Source organism: Parasphingorhabdus sp. (assembly GCF_048267785.1).
Classification (GTDB): Bacteria; Pseudomonadota; Alphaproteobacteria; order Sphingomonadales; family Sphingomonadaceae; genus Parasphingorhabdus.
Window position 1 is genome coordinate 142,867 of record NZ_JBLWWU010000006.1, and the last position, 24,209, is coordinate 167,075.

A 24,209-nucleotide genomic window follows, 5' to 3' on the forward strand; every position below is an offset into this window, starting at 1 on the left:
GGCGAAATCTCGGATTGATCCATCAATATCCCTTGCCGATAGCTTTCTCGCGTCACGATCACGGCGACGAACAGAGCAGTAGTGTGAGGCGAGATAGGCATCGTTGAAGGACCTATGATCAATCCAGATGTCGCCCTAGCGAAACTCTCGAACGCTCGAGTGATGTAGATCACAACCCCACGGACATGGTCGATTGCGGAGCGCCCCGGCTGATCGAAGCGATCCCGGCGAATGCTGGCGGCCAGGCTGCAAATCCGCGATTGTGGTTTCTTTACCTTCCCGCGCTTCCATCCAAAAGCTTGATCGAAGCGCGGGAAGGTCTATGCGGTTGGGCAGAGCGAGCCACCCGGGTTCTGCAAGCCAAATCATCGCGGAATAAAAATGAACCAACCCAATAATGCTATCCCCGGCCTCGCGACACGCCAGTCGGCCTTGCGTCTGCTTGACGCCGTCTGCCGGCGCGGGGAGACTCTGGATCAGGCAATGCCGGCTGCGACCGGAAAATTGTCGAATCCATCCGACAAGGCGCTGGCCCATAATATCGCCGCCAATGTCCTGCGCTGGATGAGCGCGCTCGACGCGATGATCGACAGCGCGACCCGTAACCGGCTGGCCGATGACGCCAAGGCGCGGATGGCGCTGCGTATCGCGCTGGCGCAGGTGCTGATCCTGGATACGCCGCAACATGCCGCGATTTCGACCGCGCTGCCGTTGGTCCACGGTGGCCCGCGGCGGCTGGTCCACGGCGTGTTCTCGACCGTCATGCGCGGCCTTGAATCGGGCAAGCTGAAATTGCCCGAATATCCCGAAATTCCTGGCGAAACGCACGACCGCTGGACCCATAGCTGGGGCGAGGATGTCGCCACTGCTGCGTCCAGGGCGTGGGCCAATCCCGCACCGCTCGACCTCAGCTTTCGGAGTGATGACGTTGGAGATCTGGAAGGTATCAAGCTGGCCCCGAAACATCTCAGGATGCTTCCAAATCTTCCAGTTACCGGGCTGGAAGGCTTTGATGAAGGCCGGTTCTGGGTACAGGATCTGGCTGCCTCGATTCCCGCCAGGCTGCTCGGCGAAGGCGACGGGCGCACCGTTTTGGACCTCTGTGCGGCACCCGGCGGCAAGACAATGCAACTGGCCAGCGCCGGCTGGAACGTGGTCTCGGTCGACAACAGCGCCAAAAGAATGGAACGCTTTCAGGACAATCTGAAGCGCACCCAATTGCTGGCTGAGGACGTGATCGCCGATCTGATGCAGTGGGAGCCGGCGGAACCCGCAGATGCCATCCTGCTCGACGCACCTTGCAGTGCCACCGGTATTTATCGCCGTCATCCCGATGTCCTGCACTGTATCGGTTCACGCCAGATAGCTGACCGGACTGAAGTGCAGAGCGCCTTGCTCGACCGCACCGCGCACTGGGTGAAGCCCGGCGGCACGTTGGTCTATGCGGTCTGCTCGCTCGAGCCCGAGGAAGGCGAAGAGCAGATCGAGGCTTTTCTCGAGCGGCAAGAGCAGTTTGCGATCAATCCCGTCGCCAGTGACGAGCTTCCGGCCGGCCTGCCGCCGACCGAATCCGGCTGCGTCCGCACCTTGCCGGATTCGCTGGCGGAACAAGGCCATGTCGATGGTTTCTTTATCGCCAGATTGCTCCGCAAAAGCTGATTTTCTACATATTGTGAACCTGTCCCCAATCTGTCCACAAGGGACTGTGGCCGCTGCCAGAATAGCGCCTTGATTGGTGGATATAAAAATCCTACTGCCGGGCATAGTTTAAGGAAGCGCCATGTCCGACAGCATTCGTATCGCCCCATCTATCCTTTCTGCCGATTTTGCCCGACTGGGCGAAGAGGTGCAGGCCATCGACAAGGCCGGCTGTGACTGGGTCCATGTCGACGTGATGGACGGTCATTTTGTCCCCAATATCACCATTGGCCCGGCGGTGGTCAAAGCGCTTCGGCCGCATAGCGCGAAGCCGTTCGATGTCCATCTGATGATCTCGCCGGTTGATCAGTTTCTGGAAGATTTTGCGGAAGCGGGTGCTGATATTATTTCCTTCCATCCCGAAGCGGGTCCGCATCCGCACCGCACGGTGCAGACCATTCATTCGCTCGGCAAGCAGGCCGGCTTGGTTCTCAATCCGGCGACGCCACTTGATATACTCGACTATCTGATTGACGATCTTGACCTTGTTCTGGTGATGAGCGTCAACCCGGGCTTTGGCGGGCAGAGTTTCATCGACAGCCAGTTGCGCAAGATCGAAGCGATCCGCAAACGGATTGACGACACCGGCAAGGATATCAGGCTGGAAGTCGACGGCGGTATCGATCTTGCCACCGCGCCGAAGGCGATAGCCGCCGGTGCCGATACACTGGTTGCCGGCACCGCCACCTTCCGGGGAGGGCCGGATCATTATGCCGCCAATATCAGCGGACTGAGGGGTGAATGACCGCGGACAAGCCTGACCGGCTTGATCTGGGCGATGGTGACCCGGACGACTCGGCTACCCATGACGAAAATGATGCGATAGGCGAAGGCCGCAGTCTGACCCTGCGCCATGACCGGGATCGGGGTCAGTCGCTTGCCGAACAGGCGACGATGCTCTTCTACCGGATGACCTGGCGGATGCCGATGCACCGGCTCCGTCTGTCGGGCAAATTGCCACTTCGCCTTCTCGCGGTGCCGGTCGATCCGGTCGATGGCGACCGGGTACAAGGCATGGCGGTCCGCGCCGGATATTTCCTGTTTCGTGGTCTCAAGAAGAAACATGAGAATATCGATTTTGCCGAATTGAAATTGCCGCCGCAATTTGAAGATTATGTCCACCGCTTTCAATGGTTGCGGGATCTTGATACCGCCGCATCGCGCGATCAGGCGGTGCCGGTGGCGGAAAAATTGATGAACGCGTGGCTTGATGCCAATGGCGGCGTCATCCGTCAGCCCGCTTGGCGACCGGATAATTGTGCCTGGCGGCTGTTGATCTGGGCGAGCCATGCGCCGCTGATCCTGTCCTCCAGCGACCTCATTTACCGTTCGAAACTGCTCAACAATATTGCCCGCACCGCCCGTCATCTTGACCGTACCGCCGACAAGGCAAATAGCAGCCTCGGCCGGCTGGTGGCCTGGAGCGGCGTTGTCGCCTCCTCTTTGCTGTTGCCCGAAGGCCGTGTGCGGCAGATTGTTGGTGAGGCGGGTCTTGAGAAAGCGATGGGCGAATTTTTCTTTGCCGACGGCGGCACCGTGTCGCGTTCGCCGCTCAACCAGATGGACGCGGTGATATTGCTGTCGATGCTGAAACAGGTCTATATCGCGCGCAAGGAAGATGCTCCTCCGTTTCTTGAAGAAGCGCTCAACAAGGCGGTGCCGCCGCTTACCGCGCTGACCCATTTTGACGGCACGCTGGGCAACTGGCAGGGCAGCGGCGCGACATCGGCGGAGCAGATCGCCCAGGTGGTCGAGGCCAGCGGTGTCCGCGCCAGACCGCTGCGACAGGCACGCGAATGGGGTTATCAGCGGGTCTCATCTGGTCGATCGGTGCTTATACTGGACGCGGCACCCCCTCCGATTGCGCGCATGGCAGTGGCGGGTTGCGCGTCGACGCTGGCTTTTGAATTCTCCCATGGCGATTGCCGGATCATCAGCAATTGCGGCGGCGCGGGGCTGGTTGGCGCGACGATACCGGCGGCGCTGGCACGAGCACTGCGGACCACTGCCGCGCACAGCACATTGTGTATCGCCGATAGCAACAGTACTTCGATCCTGGCCGATGGCAAGCTTGGCCGCGGCGTCAGCGAGGTTGAACTGTTTCGCCGCGATGTCGAAAATGCGACCCGGCTCGAGGCCAGTCATGACGGTTATGCCCGGCGCTTTGGCCTCATCCACAAGCGGCTTTTGCTGCAGCGTTCGGACGGTCTCGAATTGCGCGGCGAGGATATGTTGATCCCCGACGGCAAGAAGCGTAGGCGCCGCAAGGATGACATCCAATATGCGCTGCGATTCCATCTCGGGCCGGATATCGAAAGCGATCTTATTTCGGAAGGCAAGGGCGTGCTCTTGCGTCTGAAAGACGGAAATTTATGGCAATTCCGCTCGACCAGCGGAGAAATTCAACTGGAGGAGAGCGTCTGGGTTGACGGCATGGGCATAGGCCATGAGGTCAGACAGATGGTGATCACCGGAGCAGTGGGCAGGGGCGGCGGTGCCACCGGCTGGCTGCTCAAACATATGGGGTAGAAATGACGGAAAATATCAAAATCAAACGCGCGCTTTTGTCGGTTTCGGACAAGAGCGGCCTCGCCGATCTCGGCAAACAGCTGGCGGCCAGGGGCGTCGCGCTGGTCTCGACTGGTGGCACCGCCAAGGCCCTGCGCGAAGCCGGGCTCGAGGTCGCGGACATCAGTGATGTGACCAACTTCCCCGAAATGATGGACGGCCGGGTCAAGACCCTCCATCCCAAGGTCCACGGCGGCCTGCTCGCCCGGCGCGATGATGCCGACCATGTCGCTTCGATGGAAGAACATGATATCGCCGGGATCGATCTGGTGATCGTCAATCTCTACCCATTCGCCCAGACCGTCGCCAAGGGCGCGGAACGCGACGAGATTATCGAGAATATCGATATCGGTGGCCCCTCCATGGTGCGCAGCGCGGCAAAGAACCACGATTTCGTCACCATCGTCACCGACCCTTCCGACTATGAAACCCTGCTGACCGAACTGCAGCAAAATGACGGCGGCACCTCGCTGGCCTTCCGCAAGAATATGGCGGCCAAGGCCTTTGCCGCGACCGCCAGCTATGACAGCATGATCGCCCAGTGGTTCGGCTTTGCCGATCAGGGCAAGATGTTCCCCGACACGCTGCCGGTCACCATGAGCCGTCCGGTCGAGCTGCGCTATGGTGAAAACCCGCACCAGAGCGCGGCGCTCTATTTGCCCGACGGCCCGTCCGCGAGCGGCATTGCGCAGGCGGAGCAATTGCAGGGCAAGGCGCTGAGCTATAATAATTATAATGACGCCGACGCCGCACTCGAACTGGTCAGCGAATTCCGCGACGGCCCGCCGACCGTGGTCATCGTCAAGCACGCCAATCCTTGCGGTGTTGCGAGCGCCGACAATATTCTCGACGCTTATAAAGCGGCCTTGGCCTGCGACAGCGTTTCGGCATTCGGCGGCATCATTGCGGTCAACCGGCCACTCGACGGCCCGGCGGCCGAAGCGATGACTGGCATTTTCACCGAAGTTGTCTGCGCACCCAGTGCAAATGACGAGGCCAAGGAAATCTTCGCCAAGAAGAAAAACCTGCGCCTGCTGCTAACCGGCGAACTGCCCGATCCCGCACGCACCGGCATGGGCTTCAAATCCATCGCCGGCGGTTTTCTGCTCCAGTCCCGCGACAACGGCCAGATTTCTCAAGCTGATCTGAAATGCGTCACCAAGCGTCAGCCGACCGAGCAGGAAATGGCCGATTGCCTGTTCGCCTGGACCGTTGCCAAACATGTCAAATCCAACGCGATTGTCTATGCCAAGGGCGGCTCTACCGCCGGTGTCGGCGCAGGTCAGATGAACCGGATGGAATCGGCACGGATTGCTGCGTGGAAAGCCAAGGATGCAGCGGAAAAAGCGGGCTGGAGCGAAAGCCGCACCATCGGTTCGTCGGTCGCTTCCGATGCTTTCTTCCCCTTCGCCGACGGACTGTTGACCGCGGTCGAAGCAGGCGCAACGGCAGTGATTCAGCCGGGTGGATCGATCCGTGATGATGAAGTGATCGCGGCGGCGGATGAAGCGGGTCTGGCGATGCTGTTTACCGGGATGCGCCATTTCCGGCACTAGATTCGGGTCGGCGCTGAAATTGGTTTGTCCGCGCCTGCGCGATGGCCAGGGCATGGGCTGATGCCACTCATTCGGTTTCGTCGCCGGATAATGGGCTAGCTTTGGGAAAAGCGGTCGGTAACGCCAGGCCTTCTGGTCGAACTGATGGTTTTAAACCCTCGCCAGATATCGTCCTCATCGGGTTGCGGGATCAATGGTTTTTGCTTGTTGTCGCTGGTGAAATTGAACAGGTCGACATTGACGGGTTCCGCAAACAGGACACCGAAATTTTCGCCGTCGGTCCATCGGACCTCACCGGAGATGCGGCCATATCCCTTTTTGATGATCGTGATCAGTTCAAAGGGTTGGAGAAAGCCTTCGGCGTGGCCGCCCATTCCTTGTGTGGACAGGTTGGTGACAATGGCTGGAAAACCGGTGTTATTTTCGCGTTCAATATCAACACGAATCAACTTCCGCGCTCGTTGCTCGCGCGGCGCGGAAGAATGCTGTCCCGGGCCATTATCAACATTGCAGTCTGTCATGTTATGCTTAACGGTAACATTGTGTAAAATTAATAGTATCATCCGGTGTTCAGCCCGATGTGCCGACACCCTATCACCGAAACATTATCCCGGCGTGGGCCAGGCAAAGGATAGACGGGTTTGGCCGATGGCGGAACCGGACGGTGCAAAACGGCGTTCAATGAAGATCCCGTTGCCGTCATGGTCGATTGCTACCACCGTGCTGCAACGCGTTCCATATATCGGGTCGCACATGAAGATGGCGGAATTCTCGGGTTCAGGATCAGACTGGATAACCGGGCTGGAAGGATCTCTGGATTCGTAGCTATTCCGGTCAAGCAGACCATCCAATAGCATCACCGGGTCATCGGACTGTTTTGCAATCCACTGACCCAACATCTCGTTGAGATGTGGGGATTTGGCCCACGGCTGATGGATTGATCCGTTCGATAGTCCGTGAACCCCGTGATCTAGGGGCTTTGTGATCTTGTCGGGTCGATTGGTGTGAACCCGTGCCTCTCCCTGCGTCACGGTGATCAGGTTGAAGGGATTGAAGTCTGCATAATCTGCCGCCGCGATGTCCGCATATTTGCCCTTTCCCGAGAGAAAGTCCTTCAGCAAATCTCCGCGGGATGCCCGGTCTGGACGGGGGGTGCCGAATCCGTATAAATTGGTAACAACGGCAAAGCGCCCCTGTTCGGAAATGCCGAGCCAGGTTCCGCCTGCCCGGCTATCCCTGCCAGCCAACAGATGATCGGAATCCTCCCAGCGGTGCGCCGATTCTGCGGGGCGGGCATGCAGTTCATCGCGATTGCCGATTGCAACCAATTGCCATTTGGGATGGGCTTTCCAGGCGAATGAAACGATACACATCATCGGACTAATAGTCTGTTGGATCGAACTTGCGACCAAAAATCTCAAGGGCTGTTGCATCAGGATGTCCGGCAGATGTCCGGTGGTCCGCTGACCGGGTTGCCACTTCTGGGCGGTTCGTTGACAGATTTCGGTCAACCGTCAGACATGATAATTTTGTGCGGCCGCTTAAACATTGCCGGATTGCTCGCATAACTGTAGGACTTGCACCAGTTTTCGGGAATTAACCGATGCCAGACGCCGTTGATCAAACAAGGAATTATAAACGCCAATGCCGCCATTTACAGAACCAAGCTTCCAGGAACGTACTCAAATGGCAGCGAAAGCCAAGCAGGCCGCACTCAAAAAACTGAAGGCAAAGGCACCGCTCAGTCCCGAAGTCATCGCCGAACGCAAGGCAGCCCAGCTTGCGCGTGAGGAAAAACAGGCCAGGGCTCGCGCAGAGAAGCGTGAGGCATTTGAAAAACAGAAAGCCGACCGGAAAGCTGCGAAAGAACAGGCAAGGCTGACGAAGCAGGAAGCCGCTCCTGTGGTCGCACCGGAACGAACGGAAGCTGAAAAGAAAGCCGCGCGTGACGCACGCTACGCGAAACGGAAAAAACGCAAGAAATAACGCGCAAACGATAATGGCGAAAAAGACCCGCTTCCCGCCTCGCGATGACATGCTGGCGCTTGCCAGCGGCGGTGAGTTGACGGTGAAAGTCGTCCCCAATGCCGGTGAAAACAGCATTGTCCTGCCCAAAGCAAACGATTCGGTCGGCCTGTTGTTGGTCCGGGTGACTGCTACGCCGGAAAATGGAAAAGCCAATCAGGCCGTTTTGAAGCTATTGTCCAAAGCGCTTGGAATACCCAGAACATCGCTCGCGATTGTGCGCGGCGGTAATGCACGAACCAAGGTCATTGCTATTCCGGACTGATATCGGGACGGTAATTTTATCGGCAATGATGGCGGTCAAAAAGACCAAACAGGTTCAATCCGAAAATTTACTGGGGCGTTGCAGCCTGTGCATTTTGTCCGTCACCTTCTGGTGCGGCAATAATGTCGCGGGTCACGCTACCCTTGTCGACGGTGAACGTATCGGGATCACCGACCGATGTACGAATCCCTGCGTCCGAGGGACCGGCCTGGCCAACAATCGCCGATTCGGTCACGCTGCGCGCTTGCGGACCGCCGAACAGGGCTTCCAGGGTCTGCTGCTGCAAACCGCCGGTCTGGGGGCGAGGCTGACCCGGCTGAGGCGGGGTCAGCGTAAAGTCGGGCGGGATTACCAGCGGTGGCTGGCGGGAAACCGCAAATTCATCAGGCCGTTCACGGTCAAACAACCCGGTCGAGCCGCAGGCAGACAGGCTGACCAGCGAAACGAGGCTGATGGCGACGGTGGATTTACGCATGTTTTTATCCCTCAAAAATCTCTTACGGAGCCTGATAGCGCGCTCCTGTCACAGGTCAACTTTCGTCAAGCTGAACGTGGTCTTTTGTATCATCCTTCTTTTCGCGGATTAGCAGCGCACGTGCAAGCAGGATTACCACCCCGATGCTGATACAGGCGTCGGCAAGGTTGAAAATCAGGAACGGACGGAAGTCACCGATGTGAAGATCGGCAAAGTCGGCGACATAGCCCAGCCGCGCGCGGTCGACGATATTGCCCATCGCCCCGCCAAGCACCATGCCCAGCGCGATAATATCCCATTTCGCCTTTTCGCGGTTCATCCAGATGAAAACGGCAACCCCGATCAGGCCGGTCAGCGCGACCAGCGCCCAGCGCTGAAAATCGGTCGAGGCGGTGAGAAAACCCATCGAAACGCCGTAATTTTCCGCCCAGGTCAAGTTGAAAAACGGCACCAGCTCAATCTGGCCCCGGTTTGGCAACTGGAGCAGTTGCATGACGACAAATTTGCTCGCCTGATCGAGGAGGAAGATCAGAAAGGCGAGGATCAGGCCGATGCGGCGATATTTCTTGATTTGTGAAATGTCGGTCATATTAGCCTCCGTTCGTGTCGAGCGAAGTCGAGACACATGGATATTGGGTAAAGCGTCTCTCGACTATGCTCGAGACGAACGGAGAGCGCTTCACGCCAAAACCTTCGCACAACGATCACAAAGCGCGCCTTCCTCTTCCACTTCGGGCAGCAAGCGCCAGCAGCGGCCGCATTTGTGATTGTCTGTCTTGGTGACGGCAATTTCCGTACCATCGGTGACGTCCGCGACAATCGCCAGTTCGGCAAATTCGTCCGTGCTGATCGGCAGGTCGGTCATTGGATAGACGACTTCGGCCTCGAGGCTCGACCGGATGGTTTTCTCCCGCCGCAACGGTTCGATGGCTTCGGTGACTTTTTCGCGGGCATCGCGGACGAGATCCCACTTTTGAACCTCACTGTCGCCCCAGCGCAGGCTGGGGTCCAAACCGCTCGTCGATTGGTCTGGGTCCCAGCCTTCGCTGGGATGACCTGTAGTGAGCGCCTTGAAATCAGGCCATTCCTTGAGATGAATACTGTCTTCCTCATCCGGGAACCGACTCTGCCAGATTTCCTCGGCGGTAAACACCAGCACCGGCGCAATATAGCGGGTGAGGGCGTGGAACAAGATATCCATCACCGTCCGATAGGCCATGCGTTTCGGGTCATCCGGCGCATCGCAATAGAGACAATCCTTGCGGATATCGAAGAAGAAAGCGCTGAGATCTTCCTGCGCGAAAGCGTTCAGCGTCCGCATATAGGGACCGAAAGCAAAATCATCTACATGCTGCTTAAGTTCCGCATCGACCTCGGCCAGCCGGTGCAGGATATAGCGTTCCAGCTCCGGCATATCGGCGACGGCGACCCGCTCGGCGTCGGTAAAGGTGCCAAGACCACCGAGCATATAGCGGAAGGTGTTGCGCAGCTTCCGGTAGCTGTCCGAAACCCCTTTGAGGATTTCATCGCCGATCCGGTGATCTTCGGTAAAATCGACACTCGCGGCCCATAGCCGCAATATGTCCGCGCCCTGCACGTCGATGATCTTCTTCGGATCAAGCGTGTTGCCGAGCGATTTGGACATTTTCTTGCCGTTCTTGTCGAGCGTCATGCCGTGGGTCAGCACTGCCTTATAGGGCGCGCGACCTCTGGTACCGCATGATTCCAGCAGGCTCGACTGGAACCAGCCGCGATGCTGGTCGCTGCCTTCGAGATAGAGATCCGCCGGACTGCGCTGCTCGGGCCATTTGCCGCTTTCCAGCACGAAGGCATGGGTGCAGCCGCTGTCGAACCATACGTCGAGAATATCGGTGATCACTTCATAATCGTCGAGCGCGTGGTCGTTGCCCAGGAAATCCTGATGATTGGCATTGAACCAGGCATCGGCACCGCCTGCCTTGAACGCCGCAATGATCCGTGCATTGACCGCCGGATCGTTGAGATATTCGCCGCTCTTTCGGTTCACATAAAGCGCAATCGGCACGCCCCAGGCGCGCTGGCGCGACAAGACCCAGTCGGGGCGACCCTCGACCATCGATTCCAGACGGCGCCGCCCGCGTTCCGGGACGAAGCGCACATGCTCGCGGATTTCATCCAGCGCTATTTCGCGCAGCGTTTCACCGTCACCCTGCTCGGCGCGAATGGCCGCTTCATCGGCACAGCGCGGGACATCATGATCGATCGGTGCATCCATCGGCACAAACCATTGCGGCGTGCAGCGATAAATAATCTTCGCTTTCGAGCGCCAGCTGTGCGGATAGCTATGCTTGAAATCGGCGCTCGCCGACAACAGCGCACCCGCCTCGCGCAGGTCTGAGCAGATCGGGCCTTCCGGACCGTTGAAATTCTTGTTGATCACCCCGCCGGCACGCTCGTCGCCACGCGGCAGCCATTCCCAGTCGTCGCGATAGACGCCATCGGCATCGACCGCGAACACCGGATTGATGCCATTGGCCTTGCAGAGATCGAAATCATCCTCGCCATGGTCGGGCGACATATGGACCAGACCGGTACCCGCATCGGTGGTGACGAAATGCGACCCATCGAGAAACGGGCGCGGCTTGGTGTAGAATTCGCTGTCCGGGAATCTGTCGGCCATCGGGTGCTTGGCTGTAGCTCCGGCTAGTTGGGAGCCTTTGCCACGCCAACCACCAGCATTAAGTACCATTGAATCCTCATCCGCACTGATCCGCATGAAAAAATCATCAATCAACGCTTCTGCAACCAAATACTTCTTTTGTGACGCTTGTTCGGTGAATAGAGAATAATCAACATCCGCCCCATAAGCCAAAGCCTGATTAACTGGAATCGTCCACGGCGTAGTCGTCCAGATCACCGCATGCGCGCCGACCAGTTCCGGCGCATTCGGCGCATCGACAATCTCGAACGCCACATCAATCTGCGTCGAGGTGATATCCTCATATTCCACCTCGGCCTCGGCCAGCGCGGTCTTCTCGACCGGCGACCACATCACCGGCTTGGCGCCGCGATAGAGCTGGCCGGCTTCGGCAAATTTCAGCAATTCGGTGACGATCGCCGCTTCGGCGTCATAGTCCATCGTCAGATAGGGCTTGTCCCACTGGCCCATCACGCCAAGCCGCTTGAATTCCTCGCGCTGCACATTGACCCATTTATCCGCATAGTCGCGGCATTCGGCGCGGAATTCGCTGGCCGGCACCTCGTCCTTGTTCCGCTTTTTCTTGCGATATTGTTCCTCGATCTTCCACTCGATCGGCAGGCCGTGACAATCCCATCCCGGCACATAAGGCGCGTCCTTGCCGAGCAGGCTCTGCGAGCGCACGACCAGATCCTTCAGCGTCTTGTTGAGACTGTGGCCGATATGGATATTGCCATTGGCATAAGGCGGGCCATCGTGAAGGATGAATTTCTCGCGGCCGGCGCGGGCTTCGCGCAGCTTTTCATAGAGACCAATCTTCTCCCAGCGTTCCAAAATCGCCGGTTCCTTGTTCGCAAGGCCAGCCTTCATCGGGAAATCGGTTTTCGGCAGGAAAACCGTGTCTTTATAATCTGCTTTGGGATCGGTCATGATCGCGGGGATTAGGGGAGGTTGCGAGCGTGTGCAAGCATGGTTTTACACCGGTGACGCAACCATTTGCCCAGAGCGTGCCGACACGAGGGGCGAGCGAAGCCCAACGGCGCTTGTGGTCTTTAAAGGTGGTTCGACAGGCTCACCACCAGCGGGAGACGGGATAGCTTCATCAGGTTGCCCTAAAACCGTTCGTCGTGGGCTTGTCGAAGGACCTTTATCGGCTTGACGCGTGCTTCAACAGGCTCAGGACGAACGGCAAATAGGTTCGCACCCATCCACTCGCCTAAGCCAGCAGCTCTCGCGCCCTGTCACAGTCTTTTTTCATCTGCGTTTTGAGCGCCTCGAGATCGCCGAATTTCTCTTCCCCGCGCAGGAAATGGTGCAATTCCACCTCGATGGTCTGGCCATAAAGATCGTCATCAAAATCAAAGAAATAGGGCTCAAGCAATTCCTTCGGCGGATCGAAACTGGGACGAATGCCCAGATTCGCCGCGCCATTCAGCACCCGGCCATCGGGCAGGCGGCCCTTGACCGCGTAGATACCGTATTTAGGGCGCAGATACTGACCGATGTCGATATTCGCGGTGGGAAAGCCCAGTAGCCGACCGTTCTTGTCGCCGTGGATCACTTCCCCCTGAATCGTGAAAGGGCGCGTCAGCAGCCGACCCGCTTCCTCGCATTTGCCTTCTTTCAGGGCGGCACGGATGCGGCTGGATGAAATGACATTTTCACTATCGCTGATCGGGCTGACCGCATTGGCTTTCAAACCGTGCGCCGCTCCGATTTCACGCAGCAGATTGATGTCGCCTTTGGCACCCTTGCCAAAAGTGAAATCGGCCCCGGTGACCACGCCCGCCGCACCAAAGCGGTCGACCAGCAGTTTTGTGATGAAATCTTCTGCCATTGTGCTGGCCAGTCCGGCATCAAATGCGAAAACCAGCATCGCACTGGCCCCGGCATCGGCAAACAGCCGCTGGCGCTGATCCAGACTGGTCAGCCGGAAAGGCGCGATATCGGGTTTGAAAAAGCGCACCGGGTGCGGATCAAATGTAGCGATGATCGCCGGGCGACCTTCGTCTTCCGCCCAGCTCAGAGCCTTCCCGGCAACCGCCTGATGGCCGAAATGAAAGCCGTCAAAATTGCCCAGTGCCACAATAGCTCCACGCAGTTCGCCTTCAATGCGGTCTTTTCCGTTCAGTCGAATCATCGAATCGCTATTGCGGGTTTCTGCGCATGTTTCAACATAGTCGTCATGCTGGCACAGACTGGCATCTAGCCCGCCTCCGAGGTGCGAGCATGGTTATCGGATTGGCTTTCAGGGTCGATCTTCGGTTGCCTTTCACTCGCCGGGGCGACGGTCTGCGCCAAAGGCACCAGTCCAGCCTTGATCACCCGCAAGGCATTCAGCCCCATCGCCGCGCGGATTTCCGCTTCGGTAAAGCCCGCGTCGATCAATGCCTGGGTAATCTGCGCAAGTCCGCTGGCATCAAAGCGAGTCGTCACCGCGCCGTCAAAATCGCTGCCCAGCGCAACATGTTCAATCCCGACCAGATCGCGAACATGTTTTGCTGCCTTGGCCACCGTCGCCGGATCGGTGTCGCACATCGCCCCGTCCCAATAGCCAAGACCAATGACGCCGCCGGTCGCCGCAACGCCCCTGATTTCTTCGTCGGTCAGGTTGCGATTGACTCCGCACACCGCTTGTACGCCGCCGTGGCTGGAGACCACCGGGCGCTTCGCCATTTTGAGAATGTCGGCAACCGTCGCATGGCTGCTATGGGCAATATCGACGATCATTCCCATTTTTTCCATGTCGCCGATGATGGTTCGGCCAAAATCGGTCAGGCCGCCCTTGTCTATGCCATGCATCGACCCGGCCAGTTCATTGTCGAAAAAATGCACCATCCCTGCCATCCGCATCCCGGCATCATAGAGTTTCTGCAGATTCTCCCGCTTGCCTTCCAGCGTCTGGAGACCCTCGGCGGAAAAGAGCACGCCAACCGGTCCGTTCTTTGTCATACGCCCTGCCGTCAACCGGTCGAGGTCGCCGGGTTTGTTGATCGGTAGCATCGCACCCGCCGATTTTGCGGCGGCCTTGTCGAGTTTTTGGGCATGATAGAGCTGCCGTTCGAGCAAAGAAAACCAGGTCCGCACAGGCTGCAACTGGGCGATCGCGAGCAGGGTGATATTGTCGGTGTCGGCGCCGTTGCTGTCGTAATTCTGGCCCTTGGGTGTCTTGGTTACGCTGGAAAAGACCTGTAGCCCGACATTGCCTTCTTGCAGGCGTTTGAGATCGATGTGACCATAGTCCGTTTGATCGGTAATCTTGCGCTTCCACAATAATGTGTCGCCATGCAGGTCGACGATCATCAGGCTGTCGTGCAGCTTCTGCGCCTCGGCTCTGATCTCCGGCAGCGGCTTGCCGTCGACCATATTGGTTTGCTTGTCGAACCATGCCGGCGCCAAAATCAGGAAGGCGGCGAGGGCGATCCCGCCGAGGCCCAAAAGCGCCACCAGGAATTTCCTCATCCGATTTTCTTTTTCAATGTGACGAAGCTGTAACCGGGCTTGTCATTCTTTGGCTGATGATCCTCGCGCATCGTCTCTTCCCAGACGGCATCATCAAAGGCCGGAATCTTGATATTGCCTTTGGGCTTGAGATGCACTTCGGTCAGTTCAATCCGGTGGGCGCGGTCGAGAAAGGCCTTGTAGATTTCCGCTCCCCCGATCACCGCGATATGTGGAGAATTGGCTATTTTCAGGGCGCTTTCAATGCTGTGCGCAGTCTCCGCATCATCGGCTTCCCAGTCCTTGTCTCGGGTCAGCACGATATGACGCCGTCCGGGCAACAGGCCGGGCAGGCTGTCAAAGGTCTTGCGGCCCATGATCATCGGCTTGCCCATGGTCATCGTTTTGAAACGCCTCTGGTCCTCGGGCAGGCGCCAGGGAATGGTGTCGCCGTCGCCGATCACGCCATTGTCGGCACGGGCAAGGAAGAGGATGATTTCAGGATGGTTCATGGGCGACGCCTAGCGCAGTTCCGGCAGACTGCAAATTAGAAATGCAATTTGGTGACATGACCCATTTTTCGACCCGGCCGGCTCTCGCCCTTGCCATAGAGATGGAGATGGTTTGCGCCGTCGGATAGCAGGCTCTGCCAGTCGTTGGCTTGCGCCCCGATCAGATTGTGCATCTCGACGTTTTTCGCGGCGAGTCCGGTGTCGCCGAGCGGCAATCCGCAGATCGCCCTGATATGATTTTCAAACTGGCTGCTGACCGCCCCTTCGATGGTCCAGTGGCCGCTGTTGTGCACCCGTGGTGCCATTTCGTTGAACACCGGACCGTTTTTGGTAGCAAAAAATTCGCAGGTCAGGACGCCGACATAGTCCATCGCGTCTGCCATTTTCGCGGCCAGCGCGCGGGCGGCGTCCTGTTGTTCCAATATGGCGGCAGGGGCGGGGGCGACCGAGAGGGCCAATATACCGTCTTCATGGATATTGTGCGGGGTGTTCCAGAAACGAATTTCGCCATCCTGTCCGCGTACCAATATCACCGAAAATTCATGGTCGAAGGTCACGAAACCCTCGGCAACGCATGGCTGATGAGCCACCGCTTCCCAGTGGCTGTCGAGATTGTCGCCCGACCGGATTCGCGACTGGCCCTTGCCATCATAGCCCATCCGAATGGTCTTGAGGATCGCCGGAGCGCCGATTTCGGCGATCGCGGTATCCAGTGAAGGGCGATCCAACACTTCTGCAAAGGGAGCGGTGGTTCCGCCATGGGTGCGGGCAAAATTTTTCTCGGCCACCCGGTTCTGAGCGATGTCGAGCGCAGTGATTGGCGGATGAAGCGGCGCGCAGGCCTCAATCTGGTGCAACGGACCTACCGGCACATTTTCAAATTCAAAAGTGATAACGTCGCAACTTTCTGCGAAGCGGGTCAGAGAGACGATATCTTCATCCAGCGCGCAGGTAAATTGGGCGGAGACTTCCGCGGCGACGCTGCCGGCATCGGACGCATAGATATGGCAGCGATAGCCGAGCTGCGCCGCCGCCACGCTCAGCATCCGACCGAGTTGGCCGCCGCCCAATATGCCGATGGTTGATCCGGGAGGGAGTGTTTTCATAAGCGCTATTATTCGGGCTGGTCAGCGACGGATGCTGTCTGCTCAGCGCGCCATGTGTCCAGCCGTTCGGCCAGTGCAGGGTCTTCATTGGCAAGAATGGCTGCTGCCAGCAGCGCCGCGTTCTTTGCGCCCGCGTCGCCGATTGCCAATGTGCCGACCGGGATACCTGCGGGCATTTGCGCGATTGAAAGCAGGCTGTCCATGCCGCTCAGCGCCTTTGACTGGATCGGCACGCCAAGGACGGGCACGCGGGTCATGGATGCTACCATGCCGGGCAGATGCGCCGCGCCGCCAGCGCCGGCGATAATCACTTTCAGTCCGCGGCCCACCGCTGATTGAGCATAGTCATAGAGCCTGCCAGGAGTGCGGTGCGCGGAAACAATCTTGGTTTCATGCGCAACGCCCAGCTGATCGAGGATGTCGCTCGCAAGCTTCATCGTTGCCCAGTCAGACTGGCTGCCCATGATAATCCCAACCGGAGGAGAAGCTTCGACCATTTTTGCCCCTGACAAATGCTACGGAAGCAACGTGGTTTAGTCATGAAATCGCGCGGACGCAATGACACTTATGGCCGGTATGAAATTTCACGGCGACAAATCGGAGCCAGTCGGTGTGACACCGGACTGCCGATCCGGGATTTCACAAATATTTACACTTGTGATAATTAATTATCTTGTTTTATCAGATAGATGCAAATATTCCGGTGCCACATACTAAGAATGGAGGATGACATGAAGAAGAATAAATCAAGCAATGAACAGAATTGTGTCACTTGTGCTGTCCTTCAGCGGGAAACTGGCGATTTAAAACGCGATATCGCGGAAATGGATCAGCATGTTTATCTTGATACTCTGACCGGCCTGCCCAACAGGCGGTATTTTGTCCAAAGCCTTCAGAGCCGGGTCGAGCGATGTCGGCGATATGGTGATATGGTGATAATTGTGCTGTATTATTTCTTGATGTCGATGATCTGAAAAAGATAAATGATAATCATGGTCATGCCGCCGGGGATATTGTGCTGGCGCGTCTGGCCCAGATATTGCGGCTCCACATCCGCACGTCGGACATCGCAGCGCGCATAGGCGGCGATGAGTTCGGTCTTTTGTTCGATAATATGGATGCCGATGAGGTCGAGAAAAAAATCGCATATCTCGTCGACCAGTTTGGCAAAGCAAATTGCACCTATGCGGACCAGTCCCTACCTGTTGACGCGAACGTCCGCTATTGTTTTGTCGGTCCGAAAGACACGGTCGAAGGCCTTATGTCCCGCGCTGACGCCGCGATGTACCGGGCCAAAGAAAAAGTTGGATAGGCGCTAGGGATTATCGATCCGCGAGATAATAGCGCTCAATTTCGTTCAGTTCGTCGTCCAGTTCATAGCCAATCGGCTGGCCGGTCGGGATTTCCAGGCCGGTAATTTCGTCGTCCGGAATCTTGGACAGATGTTTGACCAGTGCACGCAGGCTGTTGCCATGGGCCGAGATCAATACCCGTTGGCCATTTTGCAATTCCGGCGCGATCCGGCTCTTCCAATAGGGGAGGACCCGCACGATCGTATCTTTCAGGCTTTCGGTTGCCGGAACTTCAATTCCTTCGTAGCGCGGGTCATTGGACATTTGATAGGGACTATCCGACGCCATGGGCGGCGGCGGTGTATCAAAGCTGCGCCGCCAGATATGGACTTGCTCGTCGCCATGCTTGTCGCGCGTTTCCTGTTTGTTGAGGCCGGTCAGACCGCCATAGTGCCGCTCGTTGAGCCGATAGTTTTTTTCCACCGGCAGCCAGAGACGTCCCATTTCCTCCAGCGCGAGATTGAGCGTCTTGATTGCCCGGGTCTGGACGCTGGTAAAACAGATATTGGGGTCAATGCCCCGCTCCTTCATCAACTGCCCGGCGGCCTTGGCCTCCTCCACACCTTTTTCGGTGATGTCTACATCCCACCAACCGGTAAAACGGTTTTCCAGATTCCATTGCGACTGGCCATGGCGAAGAAGGATGAGTTGAGGCATTGATTGTCCTTAAGCTTGTTCGTGACCTCCTCTAGCGCCGATGACGGAGGTCGCCAAGAGTGATTTAGGGCCGAAGCACGGATGGGCTCTCATCCGGTGTGCCCAGACCGGTCAGTCGCGCGCTGATTTTTGCCCTCAGACGTTAAGCTGCGTTTCGACATGCCGTTAACCTTAACGCGATATCAAGACTATCTTTCTAGAGCGGTTACAAACCGGTCGGTTCGGTTCCCGGCCACGCTACTCGAATGAAAGTTCGTGATAAAGGTCTGGCAACGAGTTCGCTGCAATAGCGGCAAGCCATCCCCCTCTCAGCGCAGTCAGGCAAATAGATCATGCTTCAATCTGGAGAATTTTTTTGAACAAGCTTAGCAAATTGATCATCGCTGCACTTGGTACCACCGCGATGGCCACCCCCGTATGCGCACAAGACCTCGTGGGCGGAGAGGAAACCTTCGATGACGATGTGATCATTGTGACGGCCACCCGGCGTGCGCAGGACGTCCAGGATATTCCCCTTGCGGTGACGGCCGTCGGCCCGGTTCAGCTCGAACGCCAGGGGGTTGTCGGTGTCTCCGAGATCGCCAGCGTGTCTACCAGTTTTTCTGTATCCAATGCCCAGTTGGCGTCGGGGTCAGTAGTGTTGCGGATTCGGGGTGTCGGCACCAATTCCAATAATATCGGCTTTGAATCGGCGGTAGGGATTTTCATCGACGGTGCCTATCAGTCCCGTCCCGGTATCGCGCTATCCGAATTTGTCGACGTTGAGCGCGTCGAGGTGCTGCGCGGGCCACAGGGCACGCTGTTCGGACGCAATACGTCTGCCGGCGCTCTGAATATCACAAATGTGCGACCGAATCTGAATGAATTTGGCGGCTTCGCCAATGCCACATACGGAAATCGTGATCTGATGGGTGTGCAAGGTGCGGTCAACGTTCCGATCATCGAGGGTAATCTGGCGCTGCGTGTGACCGGTGCCTATCGCGAGCGCGATGGCTATGTGACTGTAGTAGACAGCAGCGGCACCAAAATTGGTGAATCGAACGGGACAGATCAATATCTCGTGCGCGGTCAGCTCGGCTTTGAAACCGATGGCGGCATTCGCGGACGTCTGATCGCGGATTATGCCGAAAGCACTGCAGGCTGCTGTGCCGCGATTGAAGTCCTGCAATCGCCGCTTGAAACTTCTGGCCTGTTCGCGGCTGTGGGATTGGGCGCACGCGGTGGTATGGCGGGACCTGTTGTTGCGGTTAATCCATTTGATACGACCGCCGCTGAGGCCGCCGCCGACCAGCGGATTTCGACCGCCAGCTACGCTCCGCAAACAAACTTCGATCAATGGGGTGTGACCGGTGAAGTCGAGGTGCCTTTGAGCGACAGCACGGACCTGATCTATATCGGTTCCTATCGCCAATATGATGCGACCGAAGCCTATGATAATGATTTTTCGGATCTTGATCTGTTCAACGTTACGAAAAACCGCACGTTCATCGAAACCAGAACGCACGAAATCCGGGTTCAGGGCGAATTGCTCGGCGGTGCGCTGAACTGGCTCGTGGGCGGATATTATTCCAAGGAAGAGATTGCCCAGGATCTGACCTTTGCCTTGGGAGAGGATTATGACCAAGTGGTCGGTGCCACGCTTGCCGGTGCGACGGGCGGAGCCACTCTCAATCCGCTAAGCCCGATTTTCCTCGGAGCGACACCGCTTGAAAATATCACGGGTTTTGATCCGGCAACGGTCACTAACGCCAATCAATATGCGCAAAACAGCAAAAGCTGGTCCATCTTCACCCATAATGTGTTGGCTGTAACCGACGGACTGAAGCTGACATTAGGGCTGCGCTATTCGGATGAAAGCAAAGACGGCAGTTTTGCCAGCGGCGGCACCAACAATCCCATCTGCCCGGCGATCATCGGTCAAATCTCGCCCGGTGGTGGTTTGAGCACTCTGCCAGCCGCGTTGCAAAATGCCCTGTTCGGTCTCGGTTGCTTCGCCTTTTTCTCGCCCGCCGATGCGCCCTATGCGGCGGTCTTGCCGACACCCCGCACATTCGACGGGACATTTAGCGATACCGAACTGATCTACACCGGAAAGATCTCCTATGCCTTTGCCGATCCGGTCAATATCTATGCCAGCTTTACCCATGGCTATAAGTCAGGTGGCTTCAATCTCGATTCGACCGCTGCGGCTGGCGGTGCGGATCCCCGCTTCCTGTCAGAAGAAGTCGATTCCTATGAAGTTGGTGTGAAGGCGAAGCTTCTCGACGATGCGGTGACACTCAATCTGGCCTTATTCCGCGAGATGTTCACCAATTTCCAGATTCTGGAATTTACCGGAGCGCAGTTCCAGACGTTCAATGTTCCCAAAGCGGAAACGCAGGGCGTGGAAATTGAATCAACCATCCGGCCGAGCGACCACTTCACTGTCAATGCTGCCCTGACGATCACCGACGCCGACTATCCTGAGGATTGCGCCGGGACCGAAACGTCAGTCAATGTTGTTGCCTTGTGTGGATATTCGCTGACCAACGCGCCCGATTTCGTGGGTATTGCAGGCGCCACCTATGAAAATGAACTGGGCGATGATCTGGAATATTTTCTCAACGCGCAATTGCGTTTCGAAAGTGATCGCCGGACGGGGACCCAGGCCATTGAAACCGCCGATCTGGCGGCGATGACGCCGGTTCCGTTCGGAACGCAGGACGGCAATATCAAGATCAACTTGCGCGCCGGTATCGGTAGCCAGGATGAGGCATGGGGGATTGAGGCCTTTGTGACCAACCTGAACAACGAGGTGACGCGGGGGGTTACGTTCAACACGGTCCTGCGGTCCGGTTCGCGGTCGGTCTTCATCCAGGAACCGCGCAGCTATGGGCTGACCGTTCGCAGCAAATTCTAACGCGAGCCGACTGCGGTTTATTCTATCAATAGACAACTGGCGGCCGGATTTTCCGGTCGCCTTTTTTTTCGTCCGTTTACTGCGGCAAAACATCCGGTGATCAACGCGCTCAGTGTGACAAATACGATTATGGGATGTGTCATTTTAACATCGATGCCGGCGTATGAGCGCCGATTTCTAAGTTTTCCATGGTCAGATTGAATGTTACATATTTGCAACGCCTATCCCGGAGACGGCCTGCATCCACCCCTCCCGGCTTGATTTAACGGATCAATTAAAGGACTGTCTCGCTCACAGCTGTCGTAAAAACAAGCCATCCCCCCAGGAAAATGGCGATGACGACGGCGATTTCAACGGGAGAAGATAAATGAAAGCAATCAATAAAATTCTCATGGCGGCGCTTTGCACATCTGCCATGACCACCCCCGCTTTTGCACAGGATGCCGCGCAGGAAGCGGAAACATTCGAAAATGATGTAATCATCGTGACGGCAACCCGCCGGGCACAGGACGTGCAGGATATTCCTATTGCCGTGACCGCGGTCAGCTCGGTTCAGCTCGAGCAGCAGGGCGTGGTGAACGTGCAGAATATCGGCAGTGTATCGCCAAGCTTCTCGACCTCCAACGCGCAAACAGCGTCTGGAACGGTTGTGCTTCGTATTCGCGGCGTCGGCACCACTTCCAACAACATCGGCTTTGAATCGGCCGTCGGTATTTTTGTCGATGGTGCCTATCAATCGCGCCCTGGCGTCGCGCTGGGTGAATTTGTTGACGTGGAACGCGTCGAAATTCTGCGCGGACCGCAAGGTACTTTGTTCGGCCGGAATACGTCTGCCGGTGCCTTGAACATCACCAACACACGTCCGGATCTTAATGATTTTGGCGGTTTTGTGAACGCGACCTATGGCAATTTTGACCATATGAGCATTCAGGGCGCGATCAACGCCCCGCTCATTGAAGATACGTTGGCGCTGCGCGTTACCGGTGCTTACCGCAAGCGTGACGGTTATATCACCAGCATCGATTCCACCGGTGCGACAAACGGTGAATCCAACAATACCGATCAATATCTGATCCGCGGCCAGCTCGGTTTCGAAACCGAGGGCGGTATCAGCGGACGTCTGATTGCTGATTATTCCAAAAGCACTGCCAGCTGCTGTGCAGCTGTAGAATTATATCAGTCTCCGGTTGAAACGGCCGGATTTTTCGGTCTGGTCGGTCTTGGTGCCCGGGGCGGCATGGCTGCGCCGGATGTTGCGGTAAACCCGTTTGATACGACAACGATGCAGCGCGCCGTCGACAATCGCATCGCGACCCAAAGCTATCAGTCGACGAACAGCAATGATCAGTGGGGCGTAACCGCCGAGGTGGAAGTGCCCGTCGGTGACTCTGCCGACCTGGTCTATATCGGGTCCTATCGCGAGTTCCGTGCCGGCGAATCCTATGATTCGGACTTCTCGGGTCTGGATGTCTTTAACGTTCTACCGGGCGGGGGCACGTCCATTGACACGATGACGCACGAATTGCGGGTACAGGGCGATGCTCTTGATGGCGCGCTGAGCTGGCTCGTCGGCGGATATTATTCCGACGAGGATATCAGTCAGGTCGTCAATTTTGGCCTCGGCGAAGATTATGATGCTCTGGTTGGTGCTTTATTTGGTGGTGCTGCCGGTCCTGCTCCGCTTGCGCTCTTCTCCGGCGGCATCGATGCTGCAACCGTTCGCGCAACAAATGCCTATTCGCAAAGCAGCAAAAGCTGGTCGATTTTCACGCACAATACGCTGGAGGTGGTAGACGGGCTGAAACTGACCGTTGGTCTGCGTTATTCGGATGAAAGCAAGGACGGTAGCTTTACCCAGCCTTCGGTGACCAATGCGCTCTGTCCGGCGATTCTGAGCAACCTGTTGGGGGTTCCGCCTGCTGGCGCCGCGCCGGCTCCGCCATTGGCCGGCGGCTCTGCCTTGGCCAACGGCCTCTTCGGAACCGGCTGTTTCGCGTTCACGGCTCCGGCTGATCTGCCCCAGGCAGCCGCCGTCCCGCTTCCGCGTTCGTTTGCCGGTACATTTAGCGATGAAGAGCTGATTTACACCGGTAAGGTAAGCTATGAATTTGCTTCTCCGATCACGGTATATGCCAGTTTCACGCACGGATATAAATCCGGCGGCTTCAATCTTGACTCGACAGCCGCGGTCGGTGGCAGCGACCCAAGCTTTCTTTCGGAAGAAGTCGATGCCTATGAAGTCGGCTTCAAGGGCAAGTTTCTCGATAATGCGTTGACCGTGAATATTGCGGGTTTCCATGAAGAATTCAGCAATTTCCAGGTGCTGGAATTCACCGGTGCCCAGTTTACCACATTCAACGTGCCGATGGCGAAATCCACCGGTGTCGAACTGGAAATGCTGGCCCGTCCAAGCAGGCATTTCACCATCAACGGTGGCCTGACTTACACAGACGCGCGCTATCCGGAAGATTGTGCCGGTACGCAAACGTCAGCCAACGTATTGTCGCTCTGTGGCAATTCGTTGACCAATGCTCCGAAATGGGTCGGTATCATGGGCGCAACCTATGATCGCGATCTGGGTAGCAGCATGAAGTTCTTCGTGAATGGTCAGGTTCGCATGGAAAGCGATCGCCGGACTTCCACTCAGGCAATTGTTGTCCCGAGTGCGACGGATATCGCAACAGCCGGCAGCGTTCAGGCTGCTGTCGATGCGGCGCCATTGGCTCCGTTTGATATCCAGGACGGCAATATCAAGATCAACATGCGCGCCGGTATCGGTGATATCAATGATGCATGGGGGATCGAAGCGTGGGTTACCAACCTGACCAACGAAGCGACACGCGGTGTGACATTCAACACCGTACTTCGCGGATCGGGCGCTGCAGCATCACGCTCGGCCTTTGTTCAGGAACCGCGCATGTATGGCCTGACGCTTCGTGGCGCATTCTAGAAGCTAGGAGAATTTGGTGGCTTTTCGT

General features: G+C 57.1%; 21 protein-coding genes. 10 read left to right on the plus strand and 11 right to left on the minus strand.

The annotated features are described in order from the left end of the window. The first annotated feature begins 381 nt into the window (after nt 1-381). The 4 genes from ACN0VD_RS06900 (at nt 382) to purH (ending at nt 5,822) form a co-directional block, all read left to right on the plus strand. Nucleotides 382-1,659: an RsmB/NOP family class I SAM-dependent RNA methyltransferase gene (locus ACN0VD_RS06900; RefSeq protein WP_417592989.1), complete on the plus strand. Its 1,278-nt coding sequence runs from the start codon at nt 382-384 to the stop codon at nt 1,657-1,659. 121 nt (nt 1,660-1,780) lie between these two features. After that, complete coding sequence (gene rpe, locus ACN0VD_RS06905; RefSeq protein ID WP_417592991.1) at nt 1,781-2,443, plus strand: ribulose-phosphate 3-epimerase; 663 nt, start codon at nt 1,781-1,783, stop codon at nt 2,441-2,443. After that, the gene (locus ACN0VD_RS06910) at nt 2,440-4,227 is read left to right on the plus strand and encodes a heparinase II/III family protein (RefSeq protein WP_417592993.1); all 1,788 of its coding nucleotides are present in this window, start codon (nt 2,440-2,442) and stop codon (nt 4,225-4,227) included. The genes rpe and ACN0VD_RS06910 overlap by 4 nt, the downstream gene beginning before the upstream one ends. A gap of 2 nt (nt 4,228-4,229) precedes the next feature. Continuing rightward, nucleotides 4,230-5,822, plus strand: a complete 1,593-nt coding sequence (purH, locus tag ACN0VD_RS06915) for a bifunctional phosphoribosylaminoimidazolecarboxamide formyltransferase/IMP cyclohydrolase (protein ID WP_417592995.1) — start codon at nt 4,230-4,232, stop codon at nt 5,820-5,822. Nucleotides 5,823-5,917: 95 nt separating this feature from the next. Here the strand turns inward: purH and ACN0VD_RS06920 are convergent, their stop codons facing one another. After that, nucleotides 5,918-6,271 (minus strand): hypothetical protein, encoded by a 354-nt coding sequence (locus tag ACN0VD_RS06920; protein ID WP_417592997.1) that lies wholly within the window; start codon nt 6,269-6,271, stop codon nt 5,918-5,920. Between the two features lie 156 nt (nt 6,272-6,427). Continuing rightward, on the minus strand, nt 6,428-7,198 hold the full coding sequence (locus ACN0VD_RS06925; protein ID WP_417592999.1) for an NRDE family protein: 771 nt from the start codon (nt 7,196-7,198) through the stop codon (nt 6,428-6,430). Between the two features lie 268 nt (nt 7,199-7,466). Here ACN0VD_RS06925 and ACN0VD_RS06930 point away from each other — a divergent pair, with 268 nt between their 5' ends. Beyond that, on the plus strand, nt 7,467-7,808 hold the full coding sequence (locus ACN0VD_RS06930; protein ID WP_417593001.1) for a DUF6481 family protein: 342 nt from the start codon (nt 7,467-7,469) through the stop codon (nt 7,806-7,808). 13 nt (nt 7,809-7,821) lie between these two features. Beyond that, the gene (locus ACN0VD_RS06935; protein WP_417593003.1) at nt 7,822-8,112 is read left to right on the plus strand and encodes a DUF167 domain-containing protein; all 291 of its coding nucleotides are present in this window, start codon (nt 7,822-7,824) and stop codon (nt 8,110-8,112) included. A 67-nt stretch (nt 8,113-8,179) separates the two neighbouring features. On the opposite strand, the gene ACN0VD_RS06940 is transcribed toward ACN0VD_RS06935, so the two are convergent. The 8 genes from ACN0VD_RS06940 to purE all read right to left on the minus strand — a co-directional run bounded on the left by ACN0VD_RS06940 (nt 8,180) and on the right by purE (nt 16,820). Beyond that, entirely contained in the window at nt 8,180-8,587 is a 408-nt protein-coding gene (locus ACN0VD_RS06940) for a DUF3035 domain-containing protein (RefSeq protein WP_417593005.1), read from the minus strand. A gap of 55 nt (nt 8,588-8,642) precedes the next feature. Beyond that, a complete protein-coding gene (gene lspA / locus ACN0VD_RS06945) occupies nt 8,643-9,176 on the minus strand; it encodes a signal peptidase II (RefSeq protein WP_417593007.1) in 534 nt (177 codons plus the stop codon). A 90-nt stretch (nt 9,177-9,266) separates the two neighbouring features. Beyond that, complete coding sequence (ileS, locus tag ACN0VD_RS06950; protein WP_417593009.1) at nt 9,267-12,194, minus strand: isoleucine--tRNA ligase; 2,928 nt, start codon at nt 12,192-12,194, stop codon at nt 9,267-9,269. A 286-nt stretch (nt 12,195-12,480) separates the two neighbouring features. Next, nucleotides 12,481-13,404 (minus strand): bifunctional riboflavin kinase/FAD synthetase, encoded by a 924-nt coding sequence (locus tag ACN0VD_RS06955; protein WP_417593011.1) that lies wholly within the window; start codon nt 13,402-13,404, stop codon nt 12,481-12,483. Nucleotides 13,405-13,469: 65 nt separating this feature from the next. Next, nucleotides 13,470-14,726, minus strand: coding sequence for a dipeptidase (locus ACN0VD_RS06960; RefSeq protein ID WP_417593013.1), 1,257 nt, complete (start codon nt 14,724-14,726; stop codon nt 13,470-13,472). Beyond that, on the minus strand, nt 14,723-15,217 hold the full coding sequence (locus tag ACN0VD_RS06965) for a dihydrofolate reductase (protein ID WP_417593015.1): 495 nt from the start codon (nt 15,215-15,217) through the stop codon (nt 14,723-14,725). The genes ACN0VD_RS06960 and ACN0VD_RS06965 overlap by 4 nt, the downstream gene beginning before the upstream one ends. Before the next feature lie 35 nt (nt 15,218-15,252). Further along, nucleotides 15,253-16,323, minus strand: a complete 1,071-nt coding sequence (locus ACN0VD_RS06970; protein WP_417593017.1) for a 5-(carboxyamino)imidazole ribonucleotide synthase — start codon at nt 16,321-16,323, stop codon at nt 15,253-15,255. Between the two features lie 8 nt (nt 16,324-16,331). Beyond that, on the minus strand, nt 16,332-16,820 hold the full coding sequence (purE, locus tag ACN0VD_RS06975; RefSeq protein WP_417593019.1) for a 5-(carboxyamino)imidazole ribonucleotide mutase: 489 nt from the start codon (nt 16,818-16,820) through the stop codon (nt 16,332-16,334). Nucleotides 16,821-17,054: 234 nt separating this feature from the next. On the opposite strand from purE, the gene ACN0VD_RS06980 reads away from it, so the two are divergent. Together ACN0VD_RS06980 and ACN0VD_RS06985 are read left to right on the plus strand one after the other, a co-directional pair. Continuing rightward, on the plus strand, nt 17,055-17,297 hold the full coding sequence (locus ACN0VD_RS06980; protein ID WP_417593021.1) for a GGDEF domain-containing protein: 243 nt from the start codon (nt 17,055-17,057) through the stop codon (nt 17,295-17,297). A gap of 5 nt (nt 17,298-17,302) precedes the next feature. Next, nucleotides 17,303-17,635: a GGDEF domain-containing protein gene (locus ACN0VD_RS06985; protein WP_417593094.1), complete on the plus strand. Its 333-nt coding sequence runs from the start codon at nt 17,303-17,305 to the stop codon at nt 17,633-17,635. 10 nt (nt 17,636-17,645) lie between these two features. On the opposite strand, the gene gpmA is transcribed toward ACN0VD_RS06985, so the two are convergent. Next, nucleotides 17,646-18,332 carry a 2,3-diphosphoglycerate-dependent phosphoglycerate mutase gene (gene gpmA, locus ACN0VD_RS06990; RefSeq protein ID WP_417593023.1) on the minus strand — a complete coding sequence of 229 codons (687 nt, stop codon included), beginning with the start codon at nt 18,330-18,332 and terminating at the stop codon, nt 17,646-17,648. Between the two features lie 355 nt (nt 18,333-18,687). Between gpmA and ACN0VD_RS06995 the strand changes: the two genes are divergently transcribed. Then, complete coding sequence (locus tag ACN0VD_RS06995) at nt 18,688-21,231, plus strand: TonB-dependent receptor (RefSeq protein WP_417593025.1); 2,544 nt, start codon at nt 18,688-18,690, stop codon at nt 21,229-21,231. A 367-nt stretch (nt 21,232-21,598) separates the two neighbouring features. Then, on the plus strand, nt 21,599-24,181 hold the full coding sequence (locus ACN0VD_RS07000) for a TonB-dependent receptor (protein ID WP_417593027.1): 2,583 nt from the start codon (nt 21,599-21,601) through the stop codon (nt 24,179-24,181). Nucleotides 24,182-24,209: the final 28 nt, after the last annotated feature.